Source organism: Paraburkholderia sp. (assembly GCF_036488505.1).
Lineage (GTDB): Bacteria > Pseudomonadota > Gammaproteobacteria > Burkholderiales > Burkholderiaceae > Paraburkholderia.
The window spans coordinates 20,229-37,125 of record NZ_DASXHN010000306.1 but is presented as its reverse complement, the minus strand read 5'-3'; the positions used below and the strand labels follow the sequence as shown (position 1 = coordinate 37,125).

Annotated in this window: 18 protein-coding genes; 15 read left to right on the top strand and 3 right to left on the bottom strand. The window is 66.3% G+C overall.

All coding sequences use genetic code 11. The features are described from left to right. Positions 1 to 17: 17 nt before the first annotated feature. Positions 18 to 905 (bottom strand): type III pantothenate kinase, encoded by an 888-nt coding sequence (locus VGH68_RS18340; protein ID WP_331605089.1) that lies wholly within the window; start codon positions 903 to 905, stop codon positions 18 to 20. Beyond that, entirely contained in the window at positions 902 to 1,825 is a 924-nt protein-coding gene (locus tag VGH68_RS18335) for a biotin--[acetyl-CoA-carboxylase] ligase (RefSeq protein WP_331605088.1), read from the bottom strand. The genes VGH68_RS18340 and VGH68_RS18335 overlap by 4 nt, the downstream gene beginning before the upstream one ends. 113 nt (positions 1,826 to 1,938) lie before the next feature. On the opposite strand from VGH68_RS18335, the gene VGH68_RS18330 reads away from it, so the two are divergent. From VGH68_RS18330 to VGH68_RS18285, 10 genes are all read left to right on the top strand, one after another. Next, the gene (locus VGH68_RS18330) at positions 1,939 to 3,072 is read left to right on the top strand and encodes an ABC transporter permease (RefSeq protein WP_331605087.1); all 1,134 of its coding nucleotides are present in this window, start codon (positions 1,939 to 1,941) and stop codon (positions 3,070 to 3,072) included. Beyond that, on the top strand, positions 3,069 to 3,947 hold the full coding sequence (locus tag VGH68_RS18325) for an ABC transporter ATP-binding protein (RefSeq protein WP_331605086.1): 879 nt from the start codon (positions 3,069 to 3,071) through the stop codon (positions 3,945 to 3,947). The genes VGH68_RS18330 and VGH68_RS18325 overlap by 4 nt, the downstream gene beginning before the upstream one ends. 31 nt (positions 3,948 to 3,978) lie before the next feature. Next, on the top strand, positions 3,979 to 4,962 hold the full coding sequence (locus VGH68_RS18320) for an MlaD family protein (protein ID WP_331605085.1): 984 nt from the start codon (positions 3,979 to 3,981) through the stop codon (positions 4,960 to 4,962). A gap of 30 nt (positions 4,963 to 4,992) precedes the next feature. Further along, a complete protein-coding gene (locus VGH68_RS18315; RefSeq protein ID WP_331605084.1) occupies positions 4,993 to 5,619 on the top strand; it encodes an ABC-type transport auxiliary lipoprotein family protein in 627 nt (208 codons plus the stop codon). A 31-nt stretch (positions 5,620 to 5,650) separates the two neighbouring features. Then, complete coding sequence (locus tag VGH68_RS18310) at positions 5,651 to 6,808, top strand: VanZ family protein (RefSeq protein WP_331605083.1); 1,158 nt, start codon at positions 5,651 to 5,653, stop codon at positions 6,806 to 6,808. A gap of 250 nt (positions 6,809 to 7,058) precedes the next feature. After that, positions 7,059 to 7,382 (top strand): (2Fe-2S) ferredoxin domain-containing protein, encoded by a 324-nt coding sequence (locus VGH68_RS18305; protein WP_331605082.1) that lies wholly within the window; start codon positions 7,059 to 7,061, stop codon positions 7,380 to 7,382. Positions 7,383 to 7,428: 46 nt separating this feature from the next. After that, entirely contained in the window at positions 7,429 to 8,073 is a 645-nt protein-coding gene (locus VGH68_RS18300) for an alpha/beta hydrolase (RefSeq protein ID WP_331605080.1), read from the top strand. 323 nt (positions 8,074 to 8,396) lie between these two features. After that, positions 8,397 to 9,626 carry a D-alanyl-D-alanine carboxypeptidase family protein gene (locus VGH68_RS18295; protein WP_331605079.1) on the top strand — a complete coding sequence of 410 codons (1,230 nt, stop codon included), beginning with the start codon at positions 8,397 to 8,399 and terminating at the stop codon, positions 9,624 to 9,626. A 13-nt stretch (positions 9,627 to 9,639) separates the two neighbouring features. Continuing rightward, complete coding sequence (locus VGH68_RS18290; protein WP_331605078.1) at positions 9,640 to 10,593, top strand: D-amino acid aminotransferase; 954 nt, start codon at positions 9,640 to 9,642, stop codon at positions 10,591 to 10,593. After that, on the top strand, positions 10,565 to 10,834 hold the full coding sequence (locus VGH68_RS18285; RefSeq protein WP_331605077.1) for a DUF493 family protein: 270 nt from the start codon (positions 10,565 to 10,567) through the stop codon (positions 10,832 to 10,834). Before VGH68_RS18290 ends, VGH68_RS18285 begins: the two co-directional genes overlap by 29 nt. 42 nt (positions 10,835 to 10,876) lie before the next feature. On the opposite strand, the gene VGH68_RS18280 is transcribed toward VGH68_RS18285, so the two are convergent. Then, a complete protein-coding gene (locus VGH68_RS18280; RefSeq protein ID WP_331605076.1) occupies positions 10,877 to 11,860 on the bottom strand; it encodes a transcriptional regulator GcvA in 984 nt (327 codons plus the stop codon). A gap of 98 nt (positions 11,861 to 11,958) precedes the next feature. Here VGH68_RS18280 and VGH68_RS18275 point away from each other — a divergent pair, with 98 nt between their 5' ends. The 5 genes from VGH68_RS18275 to VGH68_RS18255 all read left to right on the top strand — a co-directional run bounded on the left by VGH68_RS18275 (position 11,959) and on the right by VGH68_RS18255 (position 16,850). Beyond that, on the top strand, positions 11,959 to 12,285 hold the full coding sequence (locus VGH68_RS18275; RefSeq protein WP_331605075.1) for a DUF2917 domain-containing protein: 327 nt from the start codon (positions 11,959 to 11,961) through the stop codon (positions 12,283 to 12,285). Between the two features lie 58 nt (positions 12,286 to 12,343). Further along, positions 12,344 to 13,075, top strand: a complete 732-nt coding sequence (gene lipB / locus VGH68_RS18270; protein ID WP_331605074.1) for a lipoyl(octanoyl) transferase LipB — start codon at positions 12,344 to 12,346, stop codon at positions 13,073 to 13,075. A gap of 13 nt (positions 13,076 to 13,088) precedes the next feature. Continuing rightward, on the top strand, positions 13,089 to 14,093 hold the full coding sequence (lipA, locus tag VGH68_RS18265) for a lipoyl synthase (protein ID WP_331605073.1): 1,005 nt from the start codon (positions 13,089 to 13,091) through the stop codon (positions 14,091 to 14,093). A 266-nt stretch (positions 14,094 to 14,359) separates the two neighbouring features. Next, positions 14,360 to 15,148 (top strand): glycerophosphodiester phosphodiesterase, encoded by a 789-nt coding sequence (gene ugpQ / locus VGH68_RS18260; protein WP_331605072.1) that lies wholly within the window; start codon positions 14,360 to 14,362, stop codon positions 15,146 to 15,148. Positions 15,149 to 15,569: 421 nt separating this feature from the next. Beyond that, a complete protein-coding gene (locus VGH68_RS18255) occupies positions 15,570 to 16,850 on the top strand; it encodes a dicarboxylate/amino acid:cation symporter (RefSeq protein WP_331605071.1) in 1,281 nt (426 codons plus the stop codon). Positions 16,851 to 16,897 lie beyond the last annotated feature (47 nt).

Below are 16,897 nucleotides of genomic sequence, written 5' to 3'. Positions count from 1 at the left end.
CGCGCGTCCGCGGACAGTCATCCGCCGCCCGCGCGCGCACCGCGTTGCGCGATATCGTCGGCGGCAATCAGCGCAAGCCCCGACAGCACCAGCGAATCGTGGCGAGTATGCGGCACTTTGAGCGCGCTCGCCACCTCGTCGACGGCGCCGCCGCTGACGACGAGCCGCACGGGCACCCGCCACTCGTCCTGCAGATCGCGCCACATCCGCTCGATCAGTCCCGCCTGCGCGAGCGTGCAGCCCGCCGACAGTGAACGCGGCGTATCGGCCGCGAAGAACGGGCCGCGGCGGTCCGGGTCGGCAGCCCCCGCCGCAGCGCCGGCGTCGAGCAGACCACGGGCGCGGGCGGCATCGAGCGTCGGCAGTTGCGCGGTGTGCTCGCCGAGCGAGCGCATCATCAGCGTCCAGCCCGGCGCGATCAGCCCGCCGATAAACGCGCCGTCCGCGCGCAACGCTTCGAGTGTCGTCGCGGTACCGAACGTCGCCAGCAGCAGATGTTCGCCGGGAAATGCCGCATGCGCGCCGATCATGCCCGCCCAGCGGTCGCTGCCAAGCGAATCCGGCACCGCGTAGCAATTGCTGACCCCGCATTGGCGTGCGCTCGCGCGGATCGTCGTAAGCGGCAGTTGCGGCCACTGCGCGTCGACGAGCGCGGCGATGCGCGCCGCGACGCCGGTGCCCGCCACGTTCGAGACCCAGGCGCCGCACGGCGCCGGCCAACCGGACCAGTCCGGCTGCGAACCGGACTGCGGACCAGACTGTGAAGCCGGCCGCGACCCAGACTGCGCATCCTCATCGTGCGCGAGCGCGCCGTTCGCAAGCTGCTTGCCGTCCGGTTGCACTAGCGCCCATTTGATCCGGCTGTTACCCGCGTCGATCAGCAGATAAGGCGCGCGCTGCGTCATGCGACACCGTCGGCGAGGCGCAGCGACACGTCGCCGGTTGCAATGCTCTGGCGGCCTTCGGCCGTATCGAGTAGCAACTGGCCGCGCTCGTCGACGCCCGCTGCGATGCCGCGCGCGAGTTCGTTGCCTTGCTCGATCAACACGACCTCGCGGCCCGCATACGCGTGCACCGCGTTCCAGCGTGACTGGAACGGTGCGAAGCCGTCGGCGCCGAAGCGCTGCAGCGCCGGTTCCAATGCGTTCAGCTCGGCGGCGAGCGTATCGGTCAGATTCGCGTTCGGCAGCGCGCGCTGCAACGCGGTCGGCACGGTGCCGCGCGCCTGCGGCGGCACGCCGGCATTCAGCGCGCCGACCTTCGCCGCGAGTTCGTCAGCGCCCTTCACGTTGGTGCCGATACCGATCACGACCGCGCTCGCGCGCTCGGTGCTCCACGCGGTTTCGATCAGGATGCCGGCGAGCTTGTCGCCTTCGAGCAGCACGTCGTTCGGCCACTTCAGCGCGATCTGTCCGGGCCCGGCGACCGGCAGCGAGCGCAATCCATCGACCAGCGCGACGCCCACCGCGAGGCTCAGCCCCGCGAGCCCTTCGAGCGGTCGCGGCAGCACGCACGCAACCGAAAACAGCAGCGCATTGCCCGGCTCCGCATACCACGGACGGCCGCGCCGGCCGCGCCCGGCGGTCTGCAGATACGCGACCCGCACGATCGGCCGCGGCAGCGCGTTCGCTTTGCGCGGCAGCGCCTTCATACGGGTCATCAGGTCGGCGTTGGTCGAGCCGGTTTCGTCGACGATTTCGATCGGCCAGTCATGCGCATGCGGGCCGAACAGCTTGACCGCGCGCTCGCGGTCGATGCGCCAGCTGGCCGCGGGCGGGGCCGAGGGGGACGCGGGCGAACTGGGGGGAGGCTTGGAGGCGTTCATGCCGCCTATTGTAGCGACAGCGAACTCGCCGAGGCTTCGGGTTTTGAGTGCGGCCCATCGGCCGAGCCTTCGTTACAATGGCCGCTAATCCGATTACCAGATCCACGCGATCCTTGAACTACGACACTCCGCCCGGCCTTGAAGTCGCGGCCGGCAGCCAAGGCAAGATCGTCCGTCTCTCGGGCCAGTGGACGGCGCTCGCGCTCGCGCGCGATCGCGACACCGGGCATGTGATCCCGCTGCTGCGTTCGCTGACCGGCGCGCAGGGCATCGGCGAGTGGGACCTGTCGCGCATCGACCGGATGGACCACGTCGGCGGCCAGGCGCTGTGGCGCGTGTGGGGCCGCAAGATGCCGCCCGGCACCGCGCTCACCGACACCCAGCGCGACATCTTCGATCGCATCGCGATGCTCGACAGCGTGCGCGAGAGCGCCGAAACGGTGCCGCGCTTCGATCCTTTCACGCGACTCGGGCTGTCAATCTTCTCGTTCTTCGAGCATCTGTACGGTGGCGTCGCGATGCTCGGGCGCGTCGTGCTCGATCTGCTCGCCGTTATCCGCAAGCCCAAAATCACGCCGTGGACCGAAATCTCCGCGAATGTCTACAACGCGGGTGCGCGCGCATTGCCGATCACCGCGCTGGTCGCATTTCTGATCGGGATCGTGCTCAGTTATCTGTCCGCGCAGCAGTTGCGGATGTTTGGCGCGAACCAGTTCATCGTCAATATTCTCGGGCTGGCGGTGATTCGCGAACTCGGGCCGGTGCTGTCGGCGATTCTGGTCGCGGGCCGCTCGGGCTCGGCCATCACCGCGCAGATCGGCGTGATGCGCGTGACGGAAGAGCTCGACGCGATGCGCGTGATGGGCATCCCGCACGGCCTGCGGCTGATCCTGCCGCGCGTGATCGCGCTCGGCGTCGCGATGCCTTTGCTGGTGATGTGGACCAACGCGATCGCGCTGACCGGCGGCGCGCTGGCCGCGAAGCTCGTGCTCAACATCGACATGAGTTTCTTCGCGCGGCAACTGCCGAGCGTGGTGCCGATCGCGAATCTGTGGATCGGCCTGGGCAAGGGCGCGGTGTTCGGCATGCTGATCGCGATCGCCGGGTGTCATTTCGGTTTCCGCATCAAGGCGAACTCGCAGAGTCTCGGCGAAGGCACGACGACCTCGGTGGTGACCTCGATCACGATCGTGATTCTCGCGGACGCGGTGTTCGCGATCCTCTTCCAGAACGTGGGGCTCGGATGATCGCGCCGCTCACCGAGGCCGTGCGCGGCCAACCCGTGCCGTCGATCGAGGAACCGGTGATCGAGGTGATCGACATCACCAAGCGCTACGGCCGCAACATCGTGCATCAGCATCTGAGCTTCGACGTGCGGCGCGGCGAGATCGTCTCGATCGTCGGTGGTTCGGGCTCGGGCAAGACCACGCTGGTGCGGCAGATTCTCGGCCTCGAGCGGCCGTCGTCGGGCACCATCAAACTGTTCGGCGAGGACCTCGCGACCATCTCCCCCGAAACCGCGCTGCTGATGCGCAGCCGCTCGGGCATGCTGTTCCAGCGCGGCGCGCTGTTCTCGTCGCTGTCGGTATTCGACAACGTCGCGCAGCCGGTGCGCGAGCTCGGCAAGGTGCCCGAAGACCTGCTGCGCGACATCGTGATGCTCAAGCTCGAAATGGTCGGCCTGCCGTGCAAGCATGCGTCGAAGATGCCGTCGGCGTTGTCGGGCGGGATGATCAAGCGGGTTGGCATCGCGCGCGCGATCGCGCTCGAACCCGAACTGCTGTTCCTCGACGAACCGACCGCCGGGCTCGACCCGCAGGCGTCCGACGAGTTCGTCGAACTGATCTCCGGGCTGCATCGGGCGCTCGGCCTGAGCGTTGTGATGGTGACGCACGACCTCGATACGATGGTCGCGCTGTCCACGCGCGTGGCCGTGCTCGCCGATCGCAAGGTGCTCGTGAATGCGCCGGTCGAGGAGGCGGCGGGCGTCGATCATCCGTTCATCCGCGAATATTTCCTCGGCTTGCGCGGGCGCCGCGCGCTGCAGGCGCTGCCGCCCGAGCGCCGCGCGAAGCTGCCGCAGGCGGCGCTCGAACCGGCCTCGTCCGAGATCTCGCTGTGAAGCAGGGCGCCATGAACCAGGAAACCTGACAATGGAAAACAAAGCACACGCGTTCTGGGCCGGGCTGTTCACGGTCGTGCTGACGGTGGCCGTCGGGCTCGCCGCGTTCCTGTTCAACGTGGACCGCACGGTGCGGGTGCCGTACGACCTGATCGCGCGTACCAACGTAACGGGGCTGTTCGCCGATGCATCGGTGCGCTATCGCGGGCTCGACGTCGGCCGCGTGCAGTCGATCAAATTCGATCCGAGCCATCCCGGGCAGATCCTGATTCGCATCATGGTCGACGAGCATGCGCCGATCACGCATTCGACATTCGGCAGCCTCGGCTTGCAGGGCGTGACCGGCATCGCATTCATCCAGCTCGACGATACCGGCCGCGATACGACGCCGCTGCCGTCGTCGGCGCAGCAGGTCGCCCAGCTGCCGATGCGCCCGGGCCTGCTCGACCAGTTGCAGCAACGCGGCGACGTGCTGTTGCGCAAGCTCGAAAAAGTCACCGACAACGTGAACGATATGCTGTCGCCGGAAATGGTCGCGCAGTTGCACGCCACTGCGGCGAGCATCCAGCAAGCCGCTTCCGGGGTTGCCGGGCTGAGCCAGCAGATCTCGCCGGTCGTGGGCAAGTTGCCGGCCACGGTCGATCAGCTGAACCGGACGCTCGCGTCGACCAACCGGATGATCACGAGCCTCAATCGGCCGGACGGCCCGTTCGAGCGCAATCTGAACAAGGTCGGCACGGCCGCGCAGCAGGCCGGCGATGCGCTGGCCCAGATGAATATGTCGCTGCAGGATCTGTCGGCGCGGGTCAGCTACGAAACGCTGCCGAGGGTGAATTCGCTGAGCGAGGACGTGCGCTCGGCGGCCCAGTCCATCGACCGCGCGGCCGACACGTTCAGCACCAATCCGCGCAGCGTGTTGTTCGGCGCGCCGCGCGCTGCGCCGGGTCCGGGCGAGACCGGCTTCAGTTGGCCGGCCGCGTCCCCCGCCGCTCGGGCGGCCCCCGCAGGCCACTAAATCCGCAGCCCAGCACAGAGGAAGATGCTCATGTCACGCTCGATTCACCGACTGTTGTCCTCGCGCGCCGCGCTCGCGGCGCTGCTCGCGTTCGGCGTGCTGGCGGCGGGTTGCGCGGGCACCTCCGCGGTGGTCTCGGACGTCCGCTATGACTTCGGTCCGCCGCCGCAGAGCGCCGCGGCCGCGCCGCTGCCGGCCGTCAAGGTGCTCGATGTGGGCGCGCCGAGCGTGCTCGAATCGGACCGGCTGACTTATCGGTTGACCTATGCAGACGCGCAGCAGACCGCCGCGTACGCGAACAGCCACTGGACGATGATGCCGTCGCAACTGCTCACGCAGCGCCTTCGCAATGCGTTGAGCGCGCGCGGCACGGTGCTGACGGGCGCCGACGGCGTGGCCGCGCCGGTGCTGCGGGTCGACTTGACGCAGTTCGAGCAGGTGTTCGACAGCCAGACCGAGAGCCACGGCGCGATCACCGCGCGCGCGACGCTGATCCAGAATGCGAAGATGATCGCCCAGCACACCTTCACCGCGCGCGCCCCCGCGCATTCGGCCGATGCGGCCGGCGGCGCGCAGGCGCTCGCCGCGGCCAGCGACGACCTCGTCGCGCAGATCGGCACGTGGCTCGGCTCGCAGGCGCTGGCCGCCGCGCAATGACGGCCCGGCGGCGCATGCACCGGAGCGCTGTATGAGTGAGCGACCCTGGCTGCGCCGGCCATCGGCGCTGGCCCGTCAGGCGCTGCTGCTTTATACGGCGCTGATCGTCTACGGCTCGTGGTATCCGTTTTCCGGCTGGCGCTCGCTGGGCATCGCGCCGTTCGCCTATCTGTTCGATCCGATGCCGCAGTACCTGACGGCCTTCGACGTCGTGACCAACGTGCTCGGCTATATGCCGTTCGGCGCGTTGGTGGTGATCGCGGTCTATCCGCGCTGGCGCGGTACGTCGGCGGTCGCGCTGGCATTCGTGCTGGGCGCGCTGCTGTCCGGCACGATGGAAGCGGTGCAGACCTGGCTGCCGACGCGCGTCGCGTCCAACCTCGACCTCGCCGCCAACACGCTCGGCGCGCTGCTCGGCGCGGCGATGATGTCGCCGGCGACCGGCGCGCTGCTCGATCGCGGTCTATTCCGGCGGCTGCGGCTGTTGTGGTTCGAGCGCGGCCACGCGGCGCTCGCCTGCCTCGTCGCCGCGTGGCCGTTGGCGACGATGTATCCCGCGCCGCGTCTGTTCGGCCTCGGCAATTGGCCGCGCGCGCTGTGGCTGCGTTTCGATCCCGCGTCGCAGGATGCGCTGCTCGCGTGGACGCCGTCCGCATGGCACGTCGGCGCATGGCCGGCGGCGGCCGCCGCATGGCTGCCGGACGACGCTTGGGAAGCGGTGATCACCGCGCTGAACCTGTTCGCGGCGCTCGCGCTCGCGTCGCTGCCGGCACGCCGCCACGCGCCGCGCGTGCGTCTGCTGCTGCTGTTTGTGGTCGGCACGTTGTGCGTGAAGGCTGGCGCGACATTCCTGCAATCGCAGTCGGGTCTCGCGTTCGACTGGGCGACGCCCGGCGGGCTCGTCGGGCTGGCGTGCGGGACTGTCGCGGCAATCGTCGCGCTGCCGCTGCGGCGGCGGGTGCGCGCGGCGCTCGCTGGGCTGGCGCTCGTGGTCGCGCTGGTATTCGTCAATCTGCTGCCGGTGAGTCCGTATTTCGACGCGGTGCTCGCCGACTGGCGGCAAGGGCGTTATCTGCATTTCAACGGACTTGCGCGCTGGCTCGCGTGGATGTGGCCGTATGCGGCGCTAGTGTGGCTTGCGTTTGCGGTCGAACGGGCGTGGCTGAAGCGGCGGGTGAAGCCGGTGTGACGCGAACGCGAAGCCGATGCGCGGCGCGCGTCGCAGTGATGAGCGGGGCACGCGGCATGCGCGTTCGAGGCGTACCGGGGCGCGCGCATGCGCAGGGTCTTCGCGACGCGCCAGTGAAGGTGCGACGCGTTCGACCGCCGCCGGCGGCCGCACAGCCTGCTCGCTATAATCGTCCGCACGACAGGCGCTGTACGTACACCACGCGCTGACGGCGCCCTTGCACTTCCTTTCAGTCTTTCCCCCCGACACCATGGACTCCTTTTACAAGCACCACGTCTTCTTCTGCCTGAATCAGCGCGACCCCGGCGCCGAGCGTCCGAGTTGCGCGAACTGCAACGCGCAGGCGATGCAGGAGCATGCGAAAAAGCGCGTGAAGCAACTTGGCCTTGCGGGTCCCGGCCGGGTGCGCATCAACAAGGCGGGCTGTCTCGACCGCTGCGAACTCGGCCCGACGCTCGTCGTGTACCCGGAGGGCGTCTGGTACACGTATGTCGACGAAAGCGACATCGATGAGATCGTCGAATCGCATCTTGCGAATGGCAAGATCGTCGAGCGTCTGAAGATCGATCAATGACTCGAACCGTCGAGCGCGAACTGCCGCCCGGTCAACAGGCATCTCCATGAATTCGAATACGAAGAAATATCTGATCGACGGCCCGGTCGGCAAGATCGAGGTCGCACTCGACCTGCCCGACGGCGTGCGCGAGAGCGGCGCCGCGCCGCGCGGCATCGCGCTGGTCGCGCATCCGCATCCGCTCTTTGGCGGCACGATGGACAACAAGGTCGCGCAGACGCTCGCGCGCACGCTCGTGCAGTTGAACTACGTGACGTATCGGTCGAATTTCCGCGGCGTCGGGCAGACCGAGGGCGAGCATGACGCAGGCATCGGCGAACGCGACGACCTCCGCGCGGTGCTCGAACACATGCGCATGGACGGCGATTACGGCAGTCTGCCACTGGTGCTCGCGGGCTTTTCGTTCGGCACCTTCGTGCTGTCGCACGTCGCCGCGGCGCTGCGCGACGAAGGACGGGAAATCGAGCGCGTGGTATTCGTCGGCACCGCGGCAAGCCGCTGGGAAGTCGCGCCTGTGCCCGAGAACACGCTCGTGATCCACGGCGAGCTCGACGAGACCGTTCCGATCCAATCCGTGTACGACTGGGCACGGCCGCAGGAATTGCCAGTCGTCGTGATTCCGGGCGCCGAACACTTTCTGCATCGCAAGCTTCACGTGTTGAAGCGGATCATCGTCGACGCGTGGCGATAAAAAACGCGCAGCCCGCGCGTTATCGTGGGGCACAGGTATCCGCAAACGTGTGCGAAACGCCACTTTTGACGCGAATCCGGCCGGATGCCGCGCGTATAATGAGCGCTCTTTTTTTGGGCGCAGCGCCGCTCATCCGATAGTCCGCGCGCGGCGAAGCCGCTTTGCCTGCAGCGCGGCCGGGTGCGACGCGCTGCGCTTGCGAACCGATTGCGCCGCCGGAAGTCCAACGGGCGCCGTGCCGTTTTACGGCCAGATGCTCTCCGACCGGCTCCCCCAACTATGCGCGTTGCCGCGCGATGTATTTTTCCGCACGAATCGACCTTATGCGTTTCTCCTTCTCTGGCCGCACGTCACTCCCGTCAGTCGCTTCCTTCGTTCCCGCCTCGCTCAATCGCGTCATCACCGTTGGCATCGTCCTGCCCGCCACGCTCGTTGCAACGAGCGCGTTTGCGCAGGTGCCGCCGCCGGGCGTGAGCGCACGCTCGTGGGTGCTCGTCGACGCGACCAGCAATCAGGTGCTCGCTTCCGGCAACCCCGATGAGCGTGTCGAGCCGGCTTCGCTCACCAAGCTGATGACCGCCTATCTGGTGTTCGAGGCGCTGCAAACGAAGAAGATCACGATGGATCAGACCATCGAGCCGAGCGAAGCGGTGCGCCGGGTGAAAAACGACGAATCGCGCATGTTCATCGAGGCGAACAAGCCGGTCACCGTGCATGACCTCGTGTACGGGATGATCGTGCAGTCGGGCAACGACGCGGCGATCGCGCTCGCCGAACTGGTCGGCGGCAGCGAGGCGCAGTTCGTCAACATGATGAACGCCGAAGCGCAGAAGCTCGGCATGAAGCACACGCATTTCGCCGATGTGAACGGCATGCCCGACCCGCAGCACTACACCACGGCGGGCGATCTCGCGGTGCTGTCGGCGCGTCTGATCCGCGACTATCCGGACTACTACAACATCTTCTCGGTCAAGGAATTCACGTACAACAAGATCAAGCAGCCGAACCGCAACCGTCTGCTGTGGATCGACCCGACCGTCGATGGCTTGAAGACCGGCCACACGCAAGCCGCCGGCTACTGCCTGATCGCGAGTGCGAAGCGTCCGCTGCCGGGCACGCCCGACGCGTCGCGCCGTCTGGTCTCTGTGATGATGGGCGAAGCCAAGGAACATGACCGCGTGCAGGACAGCCTGAAGATGCTGAACTACGGCTATACCGCGTACGACACCACGCGTCTGTACAAGGCGAACCAGGTGGTGGCCACGCCGCGCGTCTACAAGGGCACGGCGGACAGCGTGCAGGTCGGCGTGAAGAGCGATCAGTACGTGACGCTGCCCAAGGGCGCGGGCGACAAGGCCAAGCCGCAGATTGAACTGAACGATCCGCTCGTCGCGCCGCTAGCGAACGGTCAGCAGGTCGGCACCGCGAAGCTCGTCGCCGACGGCAAGGTGCTCGCGCAGTTCCCGGTGGTCGCGCTGCAGCCGGTCCAACAGGCGGGTGTGGTCGGCCGCGTGTGGGATTCGCTGATGCTGATGTTCAACAAGAAGAAGTAAGGGCTGCACCGCGATGACCGCTGTCTCCGAGGTGTCGCAGGACCCGATCGTCTATCTGAACGGCGAGATGGTGCCGTTGTCCGAGGCGCGCGTGCCGGTGCTGGATCGCGGCTTCATTTTCGGCGACGGAATCTACGAGGTCGCGCCGCTTTACGCGCATGCGAGCGGCCGGCGCACCGCGTTTCGTCTCACGCAGCATCTCGCGCGGCTCGCGCGCTCGGTCGGCAAGACCGGCATCGCCAATCCGTTCGACGACGCCGGCTGGCGCGAACTGATCGAGCGCGTCGCGCAGGCCAACGAGACGGATGGCGGCTTGCGTGCCGATCAGGATGCGATCGCGTATATCCAAGTCACTCGCGGCGTCGCGAAGCGCGCCCACGCGTTCCCGGCGAACGTGAAGCCGACCGTGTTCGTGATGGTCACCGCGCTGAACCTGCCCGATGCGACGCAACGCGCGCGGGGCGTGCGTTGTGTGAGCGCCGAGGATCGCCGCTGGCTCAATTGCGACATCAAGTCGGTGTCCTTGCTCGGTAACGTGCTGATGGCGCAATACGCGGCCGAAAACGATGCATTCGAGACGATTCAGTTCCGCGATGGTCTGCTGACCGAAGGGTCGTCATCGAACGTCTGGATTGTGAAGAACGGCGTGCTCGCGGCGCCGCCGCGCAGCAACAAGATTCTCGAAGGGATCCGCTACGGTCTGATCGAGGAGCTGACGGCCGAATGCGGAGTCCGTTTCGAAGCGCGCGAGATTACCGAGGCCGAAGTGCGCGCGGCTGACGAAATCATCGTCAGCTCGGCCACCAAGGAAGTGTTGCCGGTCACGCGGCTCGACGACGAGCCGGTTGGCGCGGGCAAGCCGGGCGCGGTGTTTGCGGCGCTGTATGCAGCGTATCAGCGAGCCAAGGCCGGCGAGGCAGAAGAAGGAGTGCAAGAGAATGAATCCCGAGAACGACTCACTGTTTGAGTTTCCCTGCGATTTCCCAATCAAGATCATGGGCAAATCGCATCCGGAGTTTGCCGCGACGATCGTCGACGTGGTGCGGCAGTTCGACGGCGAGCTCGACACGGCCCGCGTTGAAACCCGCCCGTCGAGCAGCGGCACCTACACCGGGCTGACCGTTACCGTGCGCGCCACGAGCCGCGCGCATCTGGACGATATCTATCGCGCGTTGACCGGCCATCCGATGGTCAAGGTCGTGCTTTAACGCTAGAACTAAAACTGAGACTGAAGCGTCGGGACGTCCCGATCACGGTGTGACGCGCAACGCGTCCGCCGTCGCCCCTTGCGCCGCGAGGCGCGCACTCGCCAACGGGCCCGCCGTGCAGGCCAGATCGAAAAGCTCCCTGAAGCGCGCGACCTCGTCGAACACCCAGTCGCGAAACGCCTTGACCCGCTCGGTTTCAAGCATCTGCGGCTGGCAGATGAAATAGTATTGCCACGGGCTTGGCCCATCCACATCGAACAGCCGTACCAGCCGCCCGGCCGCGATTTCATGCATCGCGAGCGAGCGGCGCGTGAGCGCGACCCCCTGGCCGTCGACGGCCGCCTGCAACAGATTTGACGAATCCTGATACAGCACGCCGCGCTTCGGCTCTGGCCAGTCGGTGAGGCCGGCCGCGTCGAACCATGGGCGCCACAGTTCGTCGTCGGAGCGCAGCAGCGGCACCTTGGCGAGGTCGGTCGGCGTTTGCGGCAGCTTGCCGCCGTTGAAGTTCGGCGCGCAGGCTGGAAAGAAGATTTCCTCGAGCAGCAGTTCCGCGTGCAGCCCCGGATATTTGCCGAAGCCGAAGCGGATCGCGACGTCGACGTCATCGCGCGCGAAGTCGGTCAGCGCATTGGTCGACAGCAGTTCGAGGTCCCACTGCGGATGGGCTTCGATAAAGCTGCCGATGCGCGGCGTGACCCAGCGCGCTGCGAACGACGTCAGCATCGAGACGACGAGGCGGCGGTCGCGGTCGCCGGCACGGATCGCGCGCGTCGCGTCGACGAGTTGCAATAGCGCGGCGCGCACCTGCGCGGCGTAGCGCCGGCCGGTTTCGGTGAGGCGCACGCGCTTGCCGTCGCGCGCGAACAGCGACACGCCCAGTTCGGCTTCGAGCGCGCGAATCTGATGGCTGACGGCGCCGTGCGTGACGAACAACTCGTCGGCGGCGCGCGAAAAGCTTTCGTGACGGGCGGCGGCTTCGAACGCCTTGATCGCGTTCAACGCGGGAAGTTGGCGCAGGTCCATTCAAACATTTCTCACATAGAGGTGAAAATTGATCGTTTTGCCTAACCCCTTGCTGCACCTACGATTCTAGCCATGAAACGATTTTTGGCGAGGGCATCATGCGAGAAATTTCCTCTAGCATTGCATATGAAATCGGCACCGGCGACACGCTGCCGTTAAAGGTGGCGCGCAGCACGAGGATGACGGTGCGCGGCGGCGCGGTGTGGGTCACCCGCAGCGACGACACCGAGGACTATTGGCTGCAACCGGGCAATACGCTGCATCTGCGCCGCGGCGAGCGGCTGTGGCTCAGCGCCGAGGGCGCGAGCGACGCGAAGGTGGCGTTTTCGGTGCCCACGCGCTGCGACCAACGCGCGCTGAACTGGCTCGCGCGTATCGGCGAGCGGTGGACGATGCGGATGCGCGGAGGCTGGCGCACGGTTTAAGCGCGACGCGAAGCCCCGCCGGGCGAGGATTCGCATCTTTCGGTAAACTGCCGGGATCATGTGTGCCGCCCCGGTTTCTCCGTCTCTCCTGCCTTTACCCGCCATCGCGCCGCCAACGCTGCGCTGGCTCGGCCGCGAACCCTACCAAACCAGTTTCGACGCGATGCGCGCGTTTACCGACGCGCGCACCGCCGATACCCCCGACGAAATCTGGCTGGTCGAACACCCGCCCGTCTTCACGCTCGGCCAGGCGGGAGACCCCGCCCATCTGCTTGCCGCCGACAGCGGTATTCCGCTCGTGAAAGTCGATCGAGGCGGGCAGATCACCTATCACGGGCCGGGCCAGGTGGTCGCGTATCTACTGCTCGATCTTCGCCGGCGCAAGCTGATGGTTCGCGAAATGGTCACGCGCATCGAGCAGGCCGTGATCGACACCCTCGCGGCGTATAATCTCGCCGGAGAACGCAAGGCGGGCGCCCCCGGCATCTACGTGGCGCCCTCACCCGACAGCGGGCCGCACGCCGGCGCCAAAATCGCGGCGCTGGGCCTGAAAATCCGCAACGGCTGCAGTTATCACGGCGTGAGTCTGAACGTGAACATGGACCTGCAACCGTTTCTCGCAATCAATCCATGCGGCTACGCGGGGCTCCGAACGGTCGATATGGCGACGCTGGGTGCCGCCGCCGGCTGGGACGACGTGGCCCGCACGCTGGCAGCACGCCTCACCGCAAATCTCGACGGCAGTCCTGCGGCCGTCGCCCAACCACAGGCCGGTGCGCTCACCGCCTGACTGGATCCAACGAATGACTGACGTTACCGCGAATTCCGCCGTCTCCTCCGCCACCGAAGGCGTGCCGGCCCCCGCCGCCTACGACGCCACCGCGAAGCAGAAAGCACAAGCCAAAACCGCCCGCATCCCGATCAAGATCGTCCCAATTGAAAAGCTGAAGAAGCCGGACTGGATTCGCGTGAAAGCGGCCACCGGCAATTCGCGTTTCTACGAAATCAAGCAGATCCTGCGCGAACACAATCTGCACACGGTGTGCGAAGAGGCGAGCTGCCCGAACATCGGCGAATGCTTCGGCAAGGGCACCGCGACCTTCATGATCATGGGCGACAAGTGCACGCGCCGCTGCCCGTTCTGCGACGTCGGCCACGGCCGCCCCGATCCGCTCGATGCCCAGGAGCCAGGCAATCTCGCGCGCACGATCGCCGCGCTCAAGCTGAAGTACGTCGTAATCACCAGCGTCGATCGCGATGACCTGCGTGACGGCGGCGCGGCGCATTTCGTCGAATGTATTCGTCAGACGCGCGAACTGTCGCCGGAAACCCGTATCGAGATCCTCACGCCGGACTTCCGCGGCCGTCTCGACCGTGCGATCGGCATCCTGAACGCCGCGCCACCCGATGTGATGAACCACAACCTCGAAACGGTGCCGCGTCTGTACAAGGAAGCGCGGCCGGGCTCGGATTACGCGCATTCGCTGAAGCTGCTGAAGGACTTCAAGGCGCTGCATCCGCATGTCGCGACGAAATCCGGCCTGATGGTTGGCCTTGGCGAAACCGAAGAGGAAATTCTCCAGGTGATGCGTGATCTGCGCGAGCACGATGTCGATATGCTGACGATCGGCCAGTATCTGCAGCCGTCAGAGCACCATCTGCCGGTGCGCGCGTACGTGCATCCGGACACCTTCAAGATGTACGAGGAAGAGGCGTACAAGATGGGCTTCACGCACGCCGCGGTGGGCGCGATGGTTCGTTCGAGCTATCACGCCGACTTGCAGGCGCATGGAGCCGGCGTGGTCTGACGCGCTGGCGCCTGGCCGTGCAGTCGCACACAGCAGCAGAAAGCCCGCCGATGCGCGGGCTTTTTCATGCGCCGACGTTGGCGGGCTCTTCGCTCGGGCTTTCGCTGCGGCGCGCCCGGCGCGCGATACTACGCGCTCGACTCACACGCTGGACACGCTGGACTCCCACGCCGGACCCGCGCGCCGGACATGCAAAGGCGCTGTAGGCAACGCGTCAGTACACGTCGCTAGCACACTGAACCGCTCAATCAGAAAGGGACCGACACGTGGCACATGGGAATGATCGCGGACTATCCGCGCAATGGCCTTATCCGCGACTGATCGCGCATCGCTGCGGCGGCACGCTGGCGCCGGAAAACACGCTCGCGGGCTTCGACGCGTGCGTGCGTTACGGCTATCGGATGGTCGAATTCGACGCGAAGCTGTCCGCCGACGACGAACTGTTCCTGATGCACGACGATACGCTCGCGCGGACCACCAACGGTCACGGGCCGGGTGTCGCGCTTGGCTGGCCGCAACTGTCCCGACTGGACGCGGGCGCATGGCGTGGCGAGCAGTTCGCCGGCATACGGCTGCCGACGCTCGCCGAGGCTGCCGAGCGGTGTGCGCGCGACGGTATCGCGGCGAACATCGAGATCAAGCCGTTCACAGGCCGAGAGGTGATCACCGGCACGTCGGTCGCCAATGGCGCGCGGGACCTGTGGCAAGGACAGACGCCGCCGCTCCTGTCGTCGTTCTCGTTCGACGCGCTCGCCGCCGCGCGCGATGCCGCGCCGTCGCTGCCGCGCGGCATGCTGTTCGAGGAGGTGCCGGCGGACTGGCTGCACATCGTGCGCGAACTGGATTGCGTGTCGCTGCACGCGAGCCATCGTCATCTGAGCGAGCCGCTGGTCGCGCAGATCCACGCGGCCGGGCTGCGGGTGCTCGCCTACACGGTCAACGATCCGGCGCGCGCGCAACTGCTCGCGCAGTGGGGCGTCGACATGATCTGCACCGACCGCATCGATCAGCTGACGCACGATATGCTGCCGCCCGCGCCGGCGCTCCCCGTCTGAGAATCGCGACACAGTAGCCGCTGCGGCAGATAAGCGGTTACGCCGCCCACCGTACCCACCGCCCTCGCATAAACCCCTGCGGGTTTCCCCGCGATTTGGCGAGCCGCTGATTCCGGATTCCCCGACGCCGGTCGTCCGGATTTCCGGACTCCCGGACGACCTTCGCCGTCCGTCTCCCGCAAAGCCATATACATCAAGGCTTCGGGCGCCACGTCGAGCTGGCACCGACCTTGCAATTTAAAGCGCGTGGCCGCCACGGCCCGACAACTAAAGCAAGGAGACAACGATGTTCGATTTCCCTTCCAGGTATTTCTGAATTCGTCGTCTTGGTCGCCCTGAAGCAGTGCGCCCGCGCGACGACGCTTCGTTCGCGCGACGCCCTGCCGCGGGTCATGAGTTCATCCACCTCGCAGGAATCATCGTGAAGAAACCTATCCATAAAGTGCTGTACGTCCAGGTGATCGTGGCGATCATCATTGGTATCGTGCTGGGGCATTTTTCGCCGAATTTCGCCGTCGACATGAAGCCGCTCGGCGACGCCTTCATCAAGCTGATCAAGATGGTGATCGGGCCGATCATCTTCTGCACCGTGGTCACCGGCATCGCCGGCATGGAGGACATGAAGAAGGTCGGGCGCGTCGGCGGCAAGGCGCTGCTGTACTTCGAGATCGTGTCCACCTTCGCGCTCGTGCTCGGCCTCGCGGCCACGCACCTGTTGCGCCCGGGCGCCGGCTTCAACGTCGATCCGGCGTCGCTCGACAGCCGCGCGGTCGCGTCGTATGCGGCGAAGGCGCACGGCCAGAGCACGGTCGACTTCTTCATGCACATCATCCCGGACACGATTTCGTCGGCATTCGCGCAGGGTGAAATTCTGCAGATCCTGCTGATCGCGCTGCTGTTCGGCTCGGTGCTCGCAACGGCCGGTGAGAAGGGCCGCGTCGTCACGAACTTCATCGACGGCATTTCGCACGTGCTGTTCGGGATGGTGCGCATCATCACGAAGCTCGCGCCAATCGGCGCGTTCGGCGCGATGGCCTTCACGATCGGCAAGTACGGCATCGGCTCGCTGCTGCCGATGCTCAAGCTGATCGGCACGTTCTATCTGACCTCGATCGTGTTCGTCGTGTTCGTGCTCGGCGCGATCGCGCGCATGGTGGGCTTCAACATCCTGCGCTTCGTTGCCTACATCAAGGAAGAGATGCTGATCGTGCTCGGCACGAGCTCGTCCGAAGCCGCGCTGCCGCAACTGATGCTGAAGCTCGAAAAGCTCGGCTGCTCGCGCTCGGTGGTGGGCCTCGTGGTGCCGACCGGTTACTCGTTCAATCTCGACGGCACCAACATCTACATGACGATGGCGGTGCTGTTCATCGCGCAGGCGACCAACACCGACCTCACGTGGACCCAGCAGATCACGCTGCTCGCGGTGACGATGCTGACCTCGAAGGGCGCGAGCGGTGTGACCGGCGCGGGCTTCATCACGCTGGCAGCGACGCTTGCGGTCGTGCCGACGATTCCGCTGTCGGGCATGGTGCTGATTCTCGGCATCGACCGCTTCATGAGCGAATGCCGCGCGCTGACCAACATCGTCGGCAACGGTGTCGCGACGGTCGTCGTATCGGCGTGGGAGAACGAGCTCGATCGCAGCAAGCTGAAGTCGATGCTGCGCGGCGATGTGGCCGTCGAAGAGCCGGCTCGCGTTTGAGCCGCGCGTAGATTCATCCGTTCTGTCGTGACGCGCGCGCGCCTAGC